This is a genomic window from Teichococcus aerophilus (assembly GCF_014490485.1).
Classification (GTDB): domain Bacteria; phylum Pseudomonadota; class Alphaproteobacteria; order Acetobacterales; family Acetobacteraceae; genus Pseudoroseomonas; species Pseudoroseomonas aerophila.
In genome coordinates this window covers 72,828-88,343 of the sequence record NZ_JACTVA010000019.1, presented here as the reverse complement: position 1 = coordinate 88,343, position 15,516 = coordinate 72,828, and the positions used below count along the sequence as shown (strand labels likewise).

At 67.9% G+C, this 15,516-nt stretch carries 14 protein-coding genes; 6 read left to right on the top strand and 8 right to left on the bottom strand.

Annotated features, from left to right (window positions below; translation table 11 throughout):
• Positions 1 to 102 precede the first annotated feature (102 nt).
• On the bottom strand, positions 103 to 1,143 hold the full coding sequence (locus IBL26_RS12330; protein WP_187784782.1) for an ABC transporter substrate-binding protein: 1,041 nt from the start codon (positions 1,141 to 1,143) through the stop codon (positions 103 to 105).
• Positions 1,144 to 1,331: 188 nt separating this feature from the next.
• Here IBL26_RS12330 and IBL26_RS12325 point away from each other — a divergent pair, with 188 nt between their 5' ends.
• The 3 genes from IBL26_RS12325 to IBL26_RS12315 all read left to right on the top strand — a co-directional run bounded on the left by IBL26_RS12325 (position 1,332) and on the right by IBL26_RS12315 (position 6,133).
• Positions 1,332 to 2,120, top strand: coding sequence for an enoyl-CoA hydratase/isomerase family protein (locus IBL26_RS12325; protein WP_187784781.1), 789 nt, complete (start codon positions 1,332 to 1,334; stop codon positions 2,118 to 2,120).
• 31 nt (positions 2,121 to 2,151) lie between these two features.
• Positions 2,152 to 5,199 carry a D-2-hydroxyglutarate dehydrogenase YdiJ gene (gene ydiJ / locus IBL26_RS12320; protein WP_187784780.1) on the top strand — a complete coding sequence of 1,016 codons (3,048 nt, stop codon included), beginning with the start codon at positions 2,152 to 2,154 and terminating at the stop codon, positions 5,197 to 5,199.
• A 232-nt stretch (positions 5,200 to 5,431) separates the two neighbouring features.
• On the top strand, positions 5,432 to 6,133 hold the full coding sequence (locus tag IBL26_RS12315; RefSeq protein WP_187784779.1) for a ribonuclease activity regulator RraA: 702 nt from the start codon (positions 5,432 to 5,434) through the stop codon (positions 6,131 to 6,133).
• 155 nt (positions 6,134 to 6,288) lie between these two features.
• Here the strand turns inward: IBL26_RS12315 and IBL26_RS12310 are convergent, their stop codons facing one another.
• A complete protein-coding gene (locus IBL26_RS12310) occupies positions 6,289 to 6,558 on the bottom strand; it encodes an HU family DNA-binding protein (RefSeq protein WP_187784792.1) in 270 nt (89 codons plus the stop codon).
• Positions 6,559 to 6,896: 338 nt separating this feature from the next.
• Positions 6,897 to 8,084 carry an aminotransferase gene (locus IBL26_RS12305; protein ID WP_187784778.1) on the bottom strand — a complete coding sequence of 396 codons (1,188 nt, stop codon included), beginning with the start codon at positions 8,082 to 8,084 and terminating at the stop codon, positions 6,897 to 6,899.
• 337 nt (positions 8,085 to 8,421) lie between these two features.
• On the opposite strand from IBL26_RS12305, the gene IBL26_RS12300 reads away from it, so the two are divergent.
• From IBL26_RS12300 to IBL26_RS12290, 3 genes are all read left to right on the top strand, one after another.
• Entirely contained in the window at positions 8,422 to 8,760 is a 339-nt protein-coding gene (locus tag IBL26_RS12300; protein WP_187784791.1) for a P-II family nitrogen regulator, read from the top strand.
• Positions 8,761 to 8,904: 144 nt separating this feature from the next.
• On the top strand, positions 8,905 to 10,341 hold the full coding sequence (glnA, locus tag IBL26_RS12295; protein ID WP_187784777.1) for a type I glutamate--ammonia ligase: 1,437 nt from the start codon (positions 8,905 to 8,907) through the stop codon (positions 10,339 to 10,341).
• 78 nt (positions 10,342 to 10,419) lie between these two features.
• Entirely contained in the window at positions 10,420 to 11,337 is a 918-nt protein-coding gene (locus IBL26_RS12290; protein ID WP_187784776.1) for a DUF429 domain-containing protein, read from the top strand.
• Positions 11,338 to 11,403: 66 nt separating this feature from the next.
• On the opposite strand, the gene IBL26_RS12285 is transcribed toward IBL26_RS12290, so the two are convergent.
• The 5 genes from IBL26_RS12285 to IBL26_RS12265 all read right to left on the bottom strand — a co-directional run bounded on the left by IBL26_RS12285 (position 11,404) and on the right by IBL26_RS12265 (position 15,477).
• On the bottom strand, positions 11,404 to 11,805 hold the full coding sequence (locus IBL26_RS12285) for a host attachment family protein (RefSeq protein WP_187784775.1): 402 nt from the start codon (positions 11,803 to 11,805) through the stop codon (positions 11,404 to 11,406).
• A 97-nt stretch (positions 11,806 to 11,902) separates the two neighbouring features.
• Positions 11,903 to 13,045 (bottom strand): enolase C-terminal domain-like protein, encoded by a 1,143-nt coding sequence (locus IBL26_RS12280; protein ID WP_367615421.1) that lies wholly within the window; start codon positions 13,043 to 13,045, stop codon positions 11,903 to 11,905.
• Between the two features lies 1 nt (position 13,046).
• Entirely contained in the window at positions 13,047 to 13,814 is a 768-nt protein-coding gene (locus IBL26_RS12275) for an amino acid ABC transporter ATP-binding protein (RefSeq protein ID WP_187784774.1), read from the bottom strand.
• Positions 13,815 to 13,824: 10 nt separating this feature from the next.
• Positions 13,825 to 14,487: an amino acid ABC transporter permease gene (locus tag IBL26_RS12270; protein ID WP_187784773.1), complete on the bottom strand. Its 663-nt coding sequence runs from the start codon at positions 14,485 to 14,487 to the stop codon at positions 13,825 to 13,827.
• A gap of 147 nt (positions 14,488 to 14,634) precedes the next feature.
• The gene (locus IBL26_RS12265; protein WP_187784772.1) at positions 14,635 to 15,477 is read right to left on the bottom strand and encodes a transporter substrate-binding domain-containing protein; all 843 of its coding nucleotides are present in this window, start codon (positions 15,475 to 15,477) and stop codon (positions 14,635 to 14,637) included.
• Between the last annotated feature and the right edge of the window lie 39 nt (positions 15,478 to 15,516).

Here is a 15,516-nt window from a genome sequence, read left to right as displayed (position 1 = left end):
AGGGCGCGGCGCCGCGCGGGTGACACCGGGGCGGGGGCGGGCGGGACGAAGGACGCGGCCGGGGCCGCCGGCCTCAGCGCCGCCGCGGGCCGTTCCTGGAGGTTACTGGCCGACAAGCTGGTTGAAGCGGCGCAGCGAGGCATCGGCCTCGGCCGCCGCGCGGGCGGCATCCAGCGGCAGCACGCGGATGGTGCGCGGGTCCGGGAAGCCGGCGGGCGGGGCGATGGTGGGGTCGGCGGGCAGGAAGCCCTGGCTGGCGGCCAGTTGCTGGCCCTCCTTCGACAGCAGGAAGGAGATAAAGGCCACGGCTGCCTGCGGGTTGCGGCTGCTGCGGAGAATGGCGGCGGGCTCGGTCACGGCGGAGACGCCGTCCTCCGGCACGATGAAGCGAACCGGTGCGCCCTTGGCGGCCTCCCGGATCGGCATGTAGTCGACCACGATGCCGAAGGCGCGCTCGCCGCCCGCGACGCTCTGCATGACGGCGCCGTTGCCGCCGCGCGGCTGCACGCCGGCCTCGCCCAGCTTGCCCAGGTAGTCCCAGCCCAGGCCGGGGGCCTGTGCCAGGGTCTGCACATGGATGGCAGCGGCGCCGGAGACGGCGGGCGAGGGCATCGCGGTCATGTTGCGCGCCTCGGGGCGCAGCAGGTCGGCCCAGACGCGCGGGGTGAAGGGCGCGCGGGTGTTCATGACGATGCCGGTGGTCAGCAGCTTGGTGCCGAAATAGGTGCGGTCCGGGTCATGCCGCTCGGCCGGGGTGTTGCCGAGGGCGACGTCCGGGCTGGGGCGCAGCAGGCCCTCGGCCTTCAGGCCCTCGAAGGTCAGGCTGTCGGCCAGCAGCAGCACGTCCGCGCGCGGGGCGCCGGCGGCGATCTCGGCCCGCAGGCGCGGCATGATCTGGTTGGTGCCGCCGCGAATCCACTCGACCGTCACGGCCGGGTGCAGCTTGCGGAAGGCCTCCACGGTGGCGGCGGCGTCCGGCTCCAGCTGGCTGGTGTAGAGGACGAGGGGGCCGGAGACGGGCTGGGCGGCGGCCGGGGCATCGCGGTTACGGGCCTGGGGCGTGGCGGCAGGCTGGGCCAGCGCCGGCAGGGCGGCGGAGGCCAGGAGCGAGACACCAAGGAGCAGGACACTGGAGCGGCGCATGCGGTCGATTTCCCAGCCTGTCAGAATTGACGGGCTTCCACTAGCGGGCAGGGGGCGCGAAGGGCAGGGGTCGTTGATGAAGTTTCGATGATTGTGACGCCGCCGGCAGGTGGGCTGGGGGCGATTTACATGGGCGGATGGCAATCCTATAGCAAAAGGACAACCGATTTAACGGGGAGGAGATGCCGATGGACGGCCAGGACGACATTCTGTTCGAGACCCTGGACGGCGGCATCCGCCGGGTGACCTTCAACCGGCCACAGGCGCGCAACGCCTTCACCTTCAGCATGTATGAGCGCCTGGGCGCGTTCTGCGACGAGGTGGCGGAGGACAAGTCGGTCCGCGCCGTGATCCTGACCGGGACGGGGGAGAAGGCCTTCGCCTCCGGCACCGACATCAATCAGTTCCGCGCCTTCAAGACGCCCGAGGACGCCATCCAGTACGAGGAGCGGATCGGGCGGATCGTGGCGCGGCTGGAGGCCTGCCCGAAGCCGATCATCGCCGCCATCGCGGGGGCCTGCACGGGTGGGGGCGGGGCCATCGCGGCCTCGTGCGACCTGCGGATCGGCGCCTCGAACGCGAAGTTCGGCTTCCCGATCGCGCGGACGTTGGGGAATATCCTGTCGATGGGGGCGTTTTCCCGCCTCATCGCGTTGATCGGGCCGTCCCGGGTGAAGGAGATGATCTTCACCGCCCGGCTGATCGAGGCCGAGGAAGCGCACCGGATCGGGCTGCTGCACGAGGTGGTGGAGGATGTGGCGGCGTTGCCGGAGCGGGCGCTGGAACTGGCCCGGACGGTGGCGGCCAATGCGCCGCTGACGCTGCGCGCCACCAAGGAGGCGGTGGCCCGGCTGCGGCCGCAGATCAGCTCCGAGGAAGGCCGGGACCTGATCCTGATGTGCTATATGAGCCAGGATTTCCGCGAGGGCATGGATGCCTTCCTGAACAAGCGCAAGCCGGAGTGGAAGGGCGAGTAACGCCCGCCACCCCCGAGAAAGACTGCCCAGCATGATCCCTCGCCTTGGCGACCTGCCCGCGCCGGCCCCGCTGACCCATGGTTTCCTCGATGAGCTGCGGCTGCGGGGGTTCTCCGGCGATATGGACGCCGGCTTCTCCGGCCGGCTGATGATGGCGACGGATAACTCCATTTACCAGCGGCAGCCGCAGGCGGTGGTGTACCCGCGCGATGCGGAGGATCTGCAGCGCATCGCCCGCGTCTCGGCCGATCCGCGCTTCGCGGGGGTGACGTTCGCGCCACGCGGGGGCGGGACGGGGACCAACGGGCAGTCGCTGACGGATGGCATCGTCGTCGATGTCTCCCGCCACATGAACCGGCTGCTGGAGGTGAATGTCGCCGAGGGCTGGGTGCGGGCGCAGCCGGGGCTGGTGAAGGATGCGCTGAATGCGGCGATCAAGCCGCATGGGCTGTTCTTCGCGCCCGAGTGCTCCACCAGCAACCGGGCCACGGTGGGCGGCATGGTCTCCACCGATGCGTGCGGGCAGGGGTCCTGCCTGTATGGCAAGACGCGGGACCACGTGCTGGGGCTGGACGTGGTGCTGCTGGACGGCACGCTGTGGCGGTCCGAACCGATGGGCGACGCGGCACTGGCGGAGGCGGCGCGGCGGCAGGACATGGTGGGCGCCATCCACCGCGTGGCGGACGGCATCTTCCGCGAGCGCCGGGCGCTGATCGAGGAGCGGTTCCCGCCGCTGAACCGGTGCCTGACCGGGTACGACCTGGCGCATATCCGGGACGAGGAGGGGCGGTTCAACCTGAATTCGCTGCTGTGCGGGTCCGAAGGCACGTTGGCGATGATCGCCGAGGTGCGGTTGCGGGTGCTGCCGATCCCGAAACACGCGGCGCTGATCAACCTGCGTTACGACACCTTCGATGCCGCGTTGCGCGATGCGCAACGGATCATGGTGCTGGGCGCGGCCTCGGTCGAGACCGTGGATTCCAAGGTGCTGGGGCTGGCGCGCGGCGATATCAGCTGGGAGGGCGTCAGCGAGTTCTTCCCCGACGATGCCGAGGGCGTCGCGGCCGGCATCAACCTGATCGAGTTCGTTGGCGACAGCATCGAAGAGGTGCAGGCCAAGCTGGACGTGGTGGAGGCGCGGCTGGCGGCCGAGGGGCGCACGGTGGGGCGCCGAGGCCATACGGTGGCGTGGGATGCGGCGGGCGAGCGCATCCAGGGAATGCGCAAGAAGGCCGTGGGGCTGCTAGGCAACATGAAGGGCGATGCGCGACCAATTCCCTTCGTCGAGGACACGGCGGTGCCGCCGGAGAACCTGGCCGACTACATCGCCGAGTTCCGCGCGGCGCTGGACCGGCGCGGGCTGGCCTATGGCATGTTCGGCCATGTCGATGCCGGGGTGCTGCATGTGCGGCCGGCGATCGACATGAAGGCGGAGGGCGCGGAGCAGCGCATCCGCGAGATCTCGGACGAGGTGTTTGCGCTGACGCGCAAGTATAATGGCTTGCTGTGGGGCGAGCATGGCAAGGGCGTGCGGTCCGAGTACGTGCCGGAGGTGTTCGGGCCGCTGTATGAATCGCTGCAGGCGATCAAGGCGGCGTTCGACCCGCGCAACCAGTTGAACCCGGGCAAGATCGCGGCGCCGGATGGCGTGGCGCTGCTGGCGATCGACAAGGTGCCGATGCGCGGGCAGCTGGACCGGACCATCCCGGCGGTGACGCGCGCGGCCTATGACGAGGCGCTGCATTGCAACGGCAATGGCGCCTGCTTCAACTACGACCCCCATGACGCCATGTGCCCGTCCTTCAAGGCGACGGGGGACCGGCGGCATTCGCCGAAGGGCCGGGCGTCGCTGTTCCGGGAATGGCTGCGGCGGCTCTCCGATGCCGGGGTGGACCCAATGGCGGAGGCGCGTCGGGCGCGGGCTTCGTCCGGCTGGTCCGGCGCCTTCACCCGGCTGGTGAACAGCCGTGGCGGGGAGGAGGATTTCTCCCACGAGGTGAAGGAAGCCATGGATGGCTGCCTGGCCTGCAAGTCCTGCTCCGGCCAGTGCCCGATCAAGGTGGATGTGCCGAGCTTCCGGGCCAAGTTCCTGGAGCTGTACCACACGCGCTACCGCCGGCCGCTGAAGGACCATCTGGTCGGGCAGTTGGAGACGATGTTGCCGCTGGGCGCCCGGTTCGCCGGCCTGGCCAATGCGGTGATGGGCAGCGGCCTTGGCAGGCGGCTGGCCGCGAAGGCGGGGCTGGTGGATGCGCCGGCCTTCAGCGGCATCGACCTGATGGCCGAGGCGGAGCGGCGCGGCGTGTACCGCGCAACGCCGGTGGATTTGCGCGCCGTGCCGGCCACGGAGCGGGACCGGCATGTGGTGATCGTGCAGGATGCCTTCACCAGCTATTTCGAAACGCAGCTGGTGCTGGACCTGCTGGACGCGCTGAAGGCGATGGGCTTCACGCCGTGGCTGGCGCCATTCCGGCCGAACGGCAAGCCGCTGCACGTGCATGGCTTCCTGGGCCGCTTCGGCCGGCAGGCGGCGGCGAATGCGGACATGCTGCGCGCGCTAGCGGCGACGGGGGTGGAGCTGGTCGGGCTCGATCCATCGATGACGCTGGTGTATCGCGGTGAGTATGCCGGGGCGCTGGGAGCGGATGCGCCGAAGGTGTTGCTGCCGCAGGAATGGCTGGCGCAGCGGCTGGCGCTGATGCCGCCGCTGCCGGATGGGCAGCCGCTGCTGTTGCTGCCGCATTGCACGGAGCGGACCAATGCCACCGCCAGTTTGAAGGACTGGCAGGCGGTGTTCGCGCGGCTGGGTGCGCCCTTGCGGGTATTGCCATCCGGCTGCTGCGGCATGGCCGGCACCTTCGGGCACGAGGCGGAGCACCGCGAGATGTCCGAGCGAATCTACGATCTGGGCTGGCGGCAGACGGTGGCGCAGCATGGCGACCGGCTGGTGGTCAGCGGTTATTCCTGCCGGTCCCAGGTGAAGCGTTTCGATGGGGTGCGGACGGACCACCCCATTCAGGCCCTGCTGCGCCGGTTGCGTGAGGCGCCGGCCGAAGCGGTGGTGGAACATGCTGCCTGAATGCGGCTGGCCTGGAGCGTGTGCGCCGCAGGCAGTTGCGGCGGGCCTGTTCCAACCTGCTGTTTGATCGCGCGATTCACGTTGTGTGTTGAAGCAAACTTCAACGATCGCGCTCTGAGCTTGATGCGTTTACCTTCGTTTACGCACCACGCTCTTCATCTTTGTTTGGTCGCGTGATTCGGCTTTCCGGTGATTCCACCGGAGGCCATCACGCTCTAGGAGAGGAAGACGGATGGCACTGGACCCCAAGATCAAGGCGACGCTGGAAGGCATTTCCACCGCCACGCTGACCACGGTGTTGCTGAAGAAGGGCCTCCGCAACGTGTGGATGCGCGGGACGCGTCCGTTGAAGGAAGGCCAGCCGCGCATCGTGGGCGAGGCGTTCACACTGCGCTTCGTGCCCGCGCGGGAGGATCTGGCCACGCCGGCATCCTGGTCCAACCCGATTTCCACCCGCGCGGCGATCGAGGCGATGCCGGAGGGCTGCATTGCCGTGGTGGACGCCATGGGCGTGACCGATGCCGGCATCTTCGGCGACATCCTGTGCGCGCGGATGAGCAAGCGTGGCGTGGCCGCGCTGGTGACCGACGGCGTGGTGCGGGACCTGGCGGGCGTGCTGGGCACCGGGCTGCCGGTGTGGTGCAGCGGCGCCGCCGCGCCGCCCTCCGTGGCCGGGCTGACCTTCGTGGCGTGGGACCAGCCGATCGGCTGCGGTGGCGTCGCGGTGTTCCCGGGTGACACCGTGGTGGTGGACCAGGATGGCGCCGTGCTGATCCCGCAGGCGCTGCTGGCCGAGGTGGCCGAGCTGGCGGAGGAGCAGGAGCGGCAGGAAAACTGGATCATGGGCGAAGTGGAGGCGGGTGCCTCGCTGCCCGGCCTGTATCCGCCGAATGCCGAGAACAAGGCCCGCTACGAGGCCAGCAAGAAGAAGTAAGCAAAAAGGGCGGCCTGGAAGGGCCGCCCTTTTTTCGCCTGCCGCACCGGATTCCGCCGCCGCAGCAGGCCTGCATCTCTGCCTGGCAGCGCGCCGGGCGTTGAGGCTCGCGCCTCAAGCCCTCTGGGCGCGGCCGGGGGCAGCCGATCCGTGGATCAGACCGCCTTCTTCAGGTTCGGCGAGGCCTTGAAGCGGACCGTCTTGCCGGCCTTGATCTTCACCGGCTCACCCGTCCGCGGGTTCATGCCCTTGCGGGCCTTCGTCTTGCGCACGGTGAAGGTGCCGAAGGACGGCAGGGTGAAGCCGCCGCTCTTCTTCATTTCCTTGACAATGGATGCGACCAGATCCGTCGCGGCCTGGTTGGCGGCGACGCCGGTGCAGCCAATGGAGTCCTGGATGATCTGGGCGAGGAAGGCTTTCGACATGATGTGTGCGACTTTCGTTATGATGGGCGCGCTTTTTGCGAGGGCGCGGATCTCTCGTGGCACCCGCAATAGCAATACCGACCGCCGATTTCCAGCGTGTAGCACGATAAGGCGGTGAAAACCCCGCATCGCACCTCAACAAATGCGAGAGCGCGGCAGTCGGAATGGGGAATCCACGGCGGAATCAGGAATTTTGGGCTGGAGGCCGGGCCGGCGCGAATCGCGCGAGGGGGGGGCGGCAGCGGGCCGATATTCGGCGACAGGCACGGCGGCAGCAGGAAGATTGGTGGGGGCGTGACCGATCCCCCGGCGGGCTGGGCCCGCCGGGGAAAGCCGGTTCAGCCGGCCAGGGCCGCCGGGGCGCGGTTGGCCTTCCAGGCGGTGAGGCGGGCGAGGGCTTCGTCCAGCACCGCGTCGTTCTTGCAGAAGGCGAAGCGGGCATAGTGCTTCGGCGCGTCCGTACCGTCGTAGAAGGCGGAGACGGGGATGGCGGTGACCTTCGCCGTCTCGGTCAGGTGGCGGCAGAAGGCGACGTCGTCGCCATGGAAGCCCAGGGGCGAGAAGTCGGTGGTGATGAAGTAGCTGCCCTGGGTGGGCAGCACGCCGAAGCCGAGCTCGGCCAGGCCCTTGGCCAGCCGGTCCCGCTTCGCCTGCAATTCGGCCGAGAGGCCGGCGAAATAGGCGTCGTCCTTGCCGAGGCCGAGCGCCACGGCGCGCTGCAGGTTGGGCGCGGTGGTGAAGGTGAGGTTCTGGTGCGCCTTGGCGATGTTGGGCGTCAGCGAACGGTCGGCGGTGATGTAGCCGACCTTCCAGCCGGTGAGGCTGAAGGTCTTGCCGGCCGAGCCGATGCGCATGCAGCGTTCCCGCATGCCGGGCAGCGTCATCAGCGGGATGTGCTTCCAGCCGTCGAAGGTCAGGTGCTCATACACCTCGTCGCAGATGGCGTAGGCGTCGTGGCGCTGCACCAGCTCGGCGATATAGGCCAGCTCGGCGCTGGTGAAGACCTTGCCGGCGGGGTTCATGGGCGAGTTCAGCAGCACGGCCTTTGTGCGGTCGCTGAAGGCGGCGGCCAGCTCGGCGCGCGGCAGTTCCCATTTCGGCGGGGTCAGGCGCACCAGCTTCGGCACGGCGCCGAGCAGGCGCACCATGGGCAGGTAGGTGTCGTAGAACGGCTCGAACACCACGACCTCGTCGCCGGGGTTCACCACGGCCATCAGGCTGGCGATCAATGCCTCCGTGGCGCCGGAGGTGACGATGACCTCGGCGGCGGGGTCGATCTCCAGCCCGTAGAAGCGGCGGTTGGCGTCGGCCACGGCCTGGCGCAGTTCCGGCACCCCGGCGAGCGGCGGGTACTGGTTGCGCGTGTCCATCAGCGCGTCGGCCGCGGCGCGGATGACGTCCTGCGGGCCCTCGTAGTCCGGGAAGCCCTGACCCAGGTTGATGGCGCCATGCTGGACCGCGAGGGCGGACATGACGGTGAACACGGTGGTCCCCGTGGAGGAGAGCAGGTTGTTCATCGGCTTCATGGTAGAATCGGCACCTCAGGCAGGGATCGCGCGCGGGTTGGCGTGTGGGTGGATCATGGGGGCGGGCATCGCCCGATGCAACATCGTCTTCAGCATGGCTGCTGGTTTGTTAGGCATTGTGCCTGTTTTAAGGGCCAACTCTGTCTGGCAGCGAAGTTTCACGGTGGAAAACCCGATGGGGCGCCATTGCCCCGTCGCTGCTGCTCGTGCGACACAGCAGGTCGAGCCTTCCAGGCGTCCGCCGGCTGAACGTGGCGATGGCGGAGGGTTGTACAGCTGGGGGGAGAGGACGGGACAAAGCCTTGCCGGACAAGGCGGCGGACCGTGAATGGAGCCGATGAAGAAGATCGAGGCGATCATCAAGCCCTTCAAACTCGATGAGGTGAAGGATGCGCTGCACGAGATCGGCCTGCAGGGCCTGACCGTGGTCGAGGCCAAGGGCTTCGGGCGGCAGAAGGGCCATACCGAGCTGTACCGTGGCGCCGAATATGTCGTCGACTTCCTGCCGAAGGTGAAGATCGAGGTCGTCTGCTCCGATGATCTGGCCGAGCGCGCGATCGAGGCCATCCAGGCCGCCGCCCGCACGGGCCGCATCGGCGATGGCAAGATTTTTGTATCGGACGTCCACGAGGTCATCCGCATCCGCACCGGCGAACGGGGCGAGGACGCGGTCTGAGTTTCACTGCCCGCGCCCTGGCGCGGGGAGCTGAGGGAGACGGGCCTGCCTGTGCCGTTCGGGCGCGGTGGGCCGGCGCGTTGCGGGATGCTTTCAGCGCCGCGCGCAAAGTTTGAGTGTCGTTAGGGAACAGGACCACACACGATGGCGAAGAAGCCCGCAGCCGCAGCGCCCAGCGCTGTCTCCAAGGTCATGGAAATGATCAAGGAGAACAGCGTCGAGTACGTGGACTTCCGGTTCACGGACCCGAAGGGCAAGTGGCAGCACACCGCCCAGCACGTCTCCACCATGGAGGAGGAGATGTTCACGGACGGTATCATGTTCGACGGCTCCTCCATCGGCGGGTGGAAGGCGATCAACGAGTCCGACATGATCCTCATGCCGGACGCGACGACCGCCACGATGGATCCGTTCTCGGCCAAGCCGCAGCTGATCCTGATCTGCGACATCATCGAGCCGTCCACCGGCCAGGCCTATTCGCGCGACCCGCGCTCGACCGCCAAGAAGGCCGAGGCCTACGTGGCTTCCACCGGCGTCGGCGATGCCGCGCTGTTCGGCGCCGAAGCTGAGTTCTTCATCTTCGACAACGTGAAGTTCGGCACCGGCGGCAATTACGGCATCTACCAGCTCGACAGCATCGAGGGCCCCGGTTCCAGCCTGAAGGATTATCCGGAAGGCAACATGGGCCACCGCCCGGGCGTCAAGGGCGGCTACTTCCCCGTCGCCCCGGTGGACAGCGAAGTCGACCTGCGCGCCGAGATGCTCTCGACCATGATCGAGATGGGCGTGGCCGGCGAGAAGCACCACCATGAGGTGGCGCAGTCGCAGCACGAGCTGGGCACCAAGTTCGGCCCGCTGGTGCAGCACGCCGATCACATGCAGATCTACAAGTATGTGATCCACAATGTCGCCCACAGCTACGGCAAGACGGCGACCTTCATGCCGAAGCCGATCTATGGCGACAACGGCTCGGGCATGCACGTCCACCAGTCCATCTGGAAGAACGGCAAGCCGCTGTTCGCGGGCAACGGCTATGCCGACCTGTCGAACGAGGCGCTGTACTACATCGGCGGCATCATCAAGCACGCCAAGTCGCTGAACGCCTTCACCAACCCGTCGACCAACTCCTACAAGCGGTTGATCCCGGGCTTCGAGGCGCCGGTGCTGCTGGCTTATTCCGCGCGTAACCGCTCGGCGTCCTGCCGCATTCCGTATGCGACGAACCCGAAGGCCAAGCGCGTCGAGGTCCGCTTCCCCGACCCGACCGCGAACCCCTACCTGGCCTTCGCCGCCATGCTGATGGCAGGCCTGGACGGCATCAAGAACAAGATCCACCCGGGCGATGCCATGGACAAGGATCTGTACGACCTGCCGCCGGAAGAGCTGAAGGACATCCCGACCGTGTGCGGTTCGCTGCGCGAGGCCCTGGAGTCCCTGGCCGCCGACCACGAGTACCTGCTGGCCGGCGACGTGTTCAGCAAGGACCAGATCGAGAGCTACATCGAGCTGAAGTGGCAGGACGTGTACAAGTTCGAGCACACGCCGCACCCGGTTGAGTTCGAGATGTACTACTCCGTCTGATCTCGTTCGCGAGGTTCAGGCAAGACGGAAGCGCCCCGGGGGAGACCCCGGGGCGTTTCTGCGTTTGGGGGAGGCGACATGTTCGACCTGATGATCCATGCGGATTGGAGCGTCGACCCGCGCAAGCGCTGGGCGGCGCGGGCGTGGCGGAACGGGACGGAATGGGCGGTGGATGCGCCGTTCCAGATTGCCTCCACCGCGTCCTTTCTCGACGACGCTTTCGCGGCTGTCGGGAAGGGGAGTTGTCTGCTCGGGTTCGATTTCCCGATTGGGATGCCTGCGGCCTATGGCGCCCTGACGGGCTTCGCCGGGTTCAGGGACGCGTTGCCATCCTTGGGGGAAGGCGACTGGGGACACTTCTTCAATGTCGCGGAAGTGCCGGCCGAGATCTCCGTGCGGCGGCCATTCTATCCGCGGGTGGCGCGGAAAGGCGTGTCGCCTAAAGACATTGTAGGCGGGATTGGCGTTACGAGCGTCGATGATCTGTTTCGCATCAGCGAGCGTAAGACGGCGTATCGCAATGCGGCGTGCGCATTGTTCTGGACCCTTGGTGGTAACCAAGTCGGCAAAGCCGCGCTGTCCGGATGGCAGGACATCGTCAGGCCAGCGATCCTGCGAGGAGCCGCCCTCTGGCCATTCGACGGGACGCTGGCGGAACTGTCAGAGCCGAAAGGGCTGGTCATTGCGGAGACTTATCCCGCCGAGGCCTATCGGATGGTGGATGCGGCCTTCCGGCCCGGGCAGAGCAAGCGAAGATGCGGCGACCGGCAGGAGAAGGCGGAAGCTATTCTCGCCTGGTCAGGCCGGAATGGCGTGTCGTTGAGCGAAGCCGCCCGACTGGCAGTGCGTGGCGGCTTTGGCGAGGACCGGAACGGCGAGGACCGTTTCGACGCCTTCCTGGGCCTGCTGAAGATGATCGACGTCGCCAGCGGACGCCGGCCTGAAGCGACGGCAGCGCCGGACAGGCGCTGGGAAGGATGGATTTTGGGGCGCTAGCGCCAAGCGGCGACAGCCTGGCGGCGCCCCGGGAATGTGCACCGGGGCGCCTTGTGCCGGAAGGTCTTACTTCACCAAAGCCTTGGCGATGTCGTCCAGGCTGTGGTTGGTCAGGTCCTTGGACAGGCTCTTGATCACGGCCGCATCGACTGTCTTGTGCAGGGCCTCGCGGATCTGGCCGAGGGATTGCGGGTCGGCCACCAGCACCAGGGCGTCGAAGCCGTTCTGCTGCTTCAGGGCGTTCAGAGCCTGGGCCACCTGCTTGCTGAAGGTCGCCTCGCTGGTCTGGCCAGGGGTCTGGTCCTCGGGGCGGGAGCCGGAGGGGCCCTGGGCGGCGCTCTCCGGGGTGATGCGGCCTTCCTCGGTCAGGGACACTTCGCCGCCGCTGGGCGCGGTGTTCCGCAGCAGCATGGCCTTGCCGCCATCGGCGACCAGGATCAGGGCGTTGTTCGGGATATCATGGCTCATGGGTGGCATCTCCACAGAAATGGCCGGGCGCATTGGCCCGGCCTTGGAGGTGCAACGCGCCGCATCGGGGAAAAGTCAGGCCTCAGGCTGAGAAACTTCAGGCCTCGGCCAGGACCTTCGCGCCATGGCGCAGCGAGGCTTCGGTCACGTTGATGCCGAGGCCCGGGCCGGTGGGGACCACCACCGCGCCGTTCTCGTTGGGAATGCGGGCTTCCAGCACGTCCTCGGTCAGCACATGGTGTGGCATGTAGAATTCGCAGCCGAGCGAGATGCCGGGTGTGGCCGCGATCATCTGCGTGCCGGCGGCGAGCGCGATGCCGCCTTCCCACAGCGTGCCGCCATAGCCGGGCAGGCCGGCGGTATCGGCGATCGCCATCATGCGTTGCGCGGCCAGCATGCCGCCGCACTTCATCAGCTTGACGCTGATGGCGTCGGCGGCCTGGCGGCGGACGATTTCCAGCAGGTCGGTGGCGTCGAAGCAGCTTTCATCGGCCAGGATGGGCGTGTCCAGCGCCTGGGCGAAGCCGGCCATGGCATCCAGGTGGCGGCGGGGCACCGGCTGCTCGATGAAGGTGGGGCGGAAGCGGTCGACGTCGCGCAGCACGGCCATGGCGCGGAAGGGCTCCAGCGCCTGGTTGTAGTCCAGGCGGAGGTCCACCGTGTCGCCGAACGCGTCGCGGATGGCTTCCAGGTGGGCCATGTCCTCGGCGTGCGGCTTCACGCCGGTCTTCACTTTGAACAGGCGGTTGCCGGCGGGGACCATGGCGTGCATGCGGGCGAGGTCGGCCGCGAAGTCCGGATCGGCGATGGAGAAGGAGAGCGGGATGCTGTCCCGCACCCGGCCGCCGAGCAGGTCGGAGACGGAGACGCCCTGCGCCTTGCCGAGGATGTCCAGCACCGCCATCTCGACGCCGGCCTTGGCATCGGTGCTGCCGGTGACGGTGCGGTCCAGTTTCGCCAGCAGCTCGCGCAGGCGGCGGGCGGGGTGGCCCTGGATGACCGGGCGGAGATAGACATCGAGCGTCGAGAAGGCGCTTTCGGGGGTGTTGGTGAAGACCTCCCACGGCGCGGCCTCGCCCCAGCCGGTGATGCCGCAGCGCGTGGTCAGCTCGATCAGGACGCGCTTGACGCTGCCCTTCACGCTGCCGACGCCCTGGGCGCGGGCCATCTTGATCGGGCTTTCGACCAGGAAGAGGCGGAGGCGGTCGAGGATCGGGCCCTGGGGGTTGTCGAGAGTCACGTCAGTTATCCCGCTGGCGGTGGAAGTGGGAGAGGAAGGCCTGGGTGGCTTCCTGCTGCGGCGCGTCGATGACCTGCTTCGCCGGACCGTCCTCGACGATGACGCCGTCGCGCAGGAACACCACGCGGTCGGCGACTTCGCGTGCAAAGGCGATCTCGTGGGTGACGATGACCATGGTCATGCCCTCCGCCGCCAGTTCGCGCATGACGTTCAGCACCTCGCCCACCAGTTCCGGGTCGAGGGCGCTGGTGGCTTCGTCGAACAGCATGATCTCGGGCTGCATGGCCAGGGCGCGGGCGATGGCGACGCGCTGCTTCTGGCCGCCGGAGAGGCGAGCCGGGTACTGGTCCGCCTTCTCCGCCAGCCCGACCTTACCGAGCAGAGCGCGGGCCAACGTCTCGGCCTCCGCGCGCGGCATGCGGCGGACGGTGAGGGGGCCTTCCATCACGTTGCCCAGCACCGTCTTGTGCGGGAACAGGTTGAACTGCTGGAAGACCATGCCGGTGCCGGCGCGGAATTTCGCCAGCGAAGCGGTGCCGGGCAGCTTGCTGCTGGTGCCGAAATCCAGGCTCTGGCCGCCGACGCGGACGCGGCCGCCATCGGGCGTGACGAGCAGGTTGAGGCAGCGCAGCAGCGTGGACTTGCCGGAGCCGGAGGGGCCGATCAGGGCCACGACCTCCCCCGAGCCCACTGACATGTTGACGCTGCGGAGCACCTGGTGGTCGCCGAAGCTCTTGCTGAGGGCTGCGACTTCGATTTTCGCGGTCATGCGCGCGGCCTCAGTCTGCACGGGCCAGGCGGCGCTCGAGGCGTCCGACCAGCAGGGTGAGGGGGAAGAGGATGACGAAGTAGATGACGGCCACGAGGGTGTAGATCTCCAGCGGCCGGTAGCTGTCATGCGCCACGGCCTGGCCCTGGTAGAGCAGGTCCGGCACCGCCAGCACGGAGACCAGCGAGGTGTTCTTCAACTGGATGATGGACTGGTTCATCAGGGGCGGCACCATGCGCTTCAGTGCCTGTGGCAGCACGATGCGGCGCATGGACTGCGACGGCGTCATGCCCAGCGCCAGGGCGGCTTCGGTCTGCCCCGGTTCGATGGAGTTGATGCCGCCACGGATGATTTCCGAATAGAAGGCGCCGCCATACAGGGAGAGGGCGAGGACGCCGGCCGTCGTCGCCGACATCTCGATGCCGCTCAGGATAGGCAGGGCGTAGTAGAACCAGACGAGCTGCACCAGCACGGGGGTGCAGCGGAACACTTCCACATAGGCCTGGGACAGCCAGCGGAGCGGCGCGAAGCGTGACAGGCGCAGCAGGCCGGAGAACAGGCCGACGGCGAGGCCGAGCACGACGATGCCGAAGGTGAAGAGCAGGGTGACGACCGTGCCGTTCACGAAGAGCCAGCGGTAGCTCCAGATAAACGAAAAGTCCCATTGGTACATGCTGGCTGATCCAGTCTCGGAGGGAAGGGGCTGGGCGCGGGGGTGGCCCCGCGCCCGGGCCGCGCTTCATCCACCCGGGGTGGGTGGAGCGCGGCCTGATCCTCTTGTTTGGTTACGGCCCGGCGGTGCCGGTGCCGCAGCACGGGATCAGAGAGTGACGCCGGGCGGGAAGTCGGATTCGGAGATGCCGACCAGTTCCATGTTGGTGACGATGGCGCTGCGGACGGCGCCGAGGCCCTTGTTGAACTCGATCCAGGTGTTGACGTAGTCGCGCCACGTCTTGTCCGCCTCGCGCCGGAAGCCGGCGTTGGAGGTGGTGGCGAAGACGGGGGTGGGGACGATCACGTCGCCCAGCGCCGGGTTCTTCTTCTTGGCGGAGAGGGCGAGGATCAGCACCAGGCACTGCGCGTCCGCGCGCCCGGTCTGCACCGCGATGGTGGCTTCGTCGGCCGACTTGAAGCGGGCGACCTGCGCCTTGGGGCAGAGGCGGGTGACGACCTGGTCCTGCGAGGAGCCGAGATCGACGGCCAGCTTCACCTCGGGGCGGTTCAGCTCGTCCCACGTCTTTGCCGCGAAGCCGCGCTTGGTGATGAAGCTGAAGGCATTGCTGAAGCAGGGGACGGAGAAATCCACCACCAGGGCGCGCTTCGGCGTCGGGTTCAGGCCGAAGAAGATGTCGATCTTGTTGGACTGCAGGTCCAGCACCGCGTTGCCCCAGGTAGTCTCACCCAGTTCCAGCTCGACCTCCAGTTCCTCGGCCAGCATCTTCAGCAGGTCGATGTAGAAGCCGCGCCACTGACCGGTGGCGAGGTCCTTGTGGTAGTAGGGCGCCGCGCCGGCGACGGCATTGGCGCGCAGCTTCTTGGTGCGGCGGATGCGGTCGAAGGTCGTCTCCGCGGCCTGTGCCTGGGCGGATGCGGGCGTGGCGGCGGTGGCGGCCATTGCCAGGGCGAGCCCGGCGGCACTGCCAACCAAACGGCGTGAGACCATAGTCTGAAACTCCTGTTGCCTGTGCCTGGACCCCGGGCA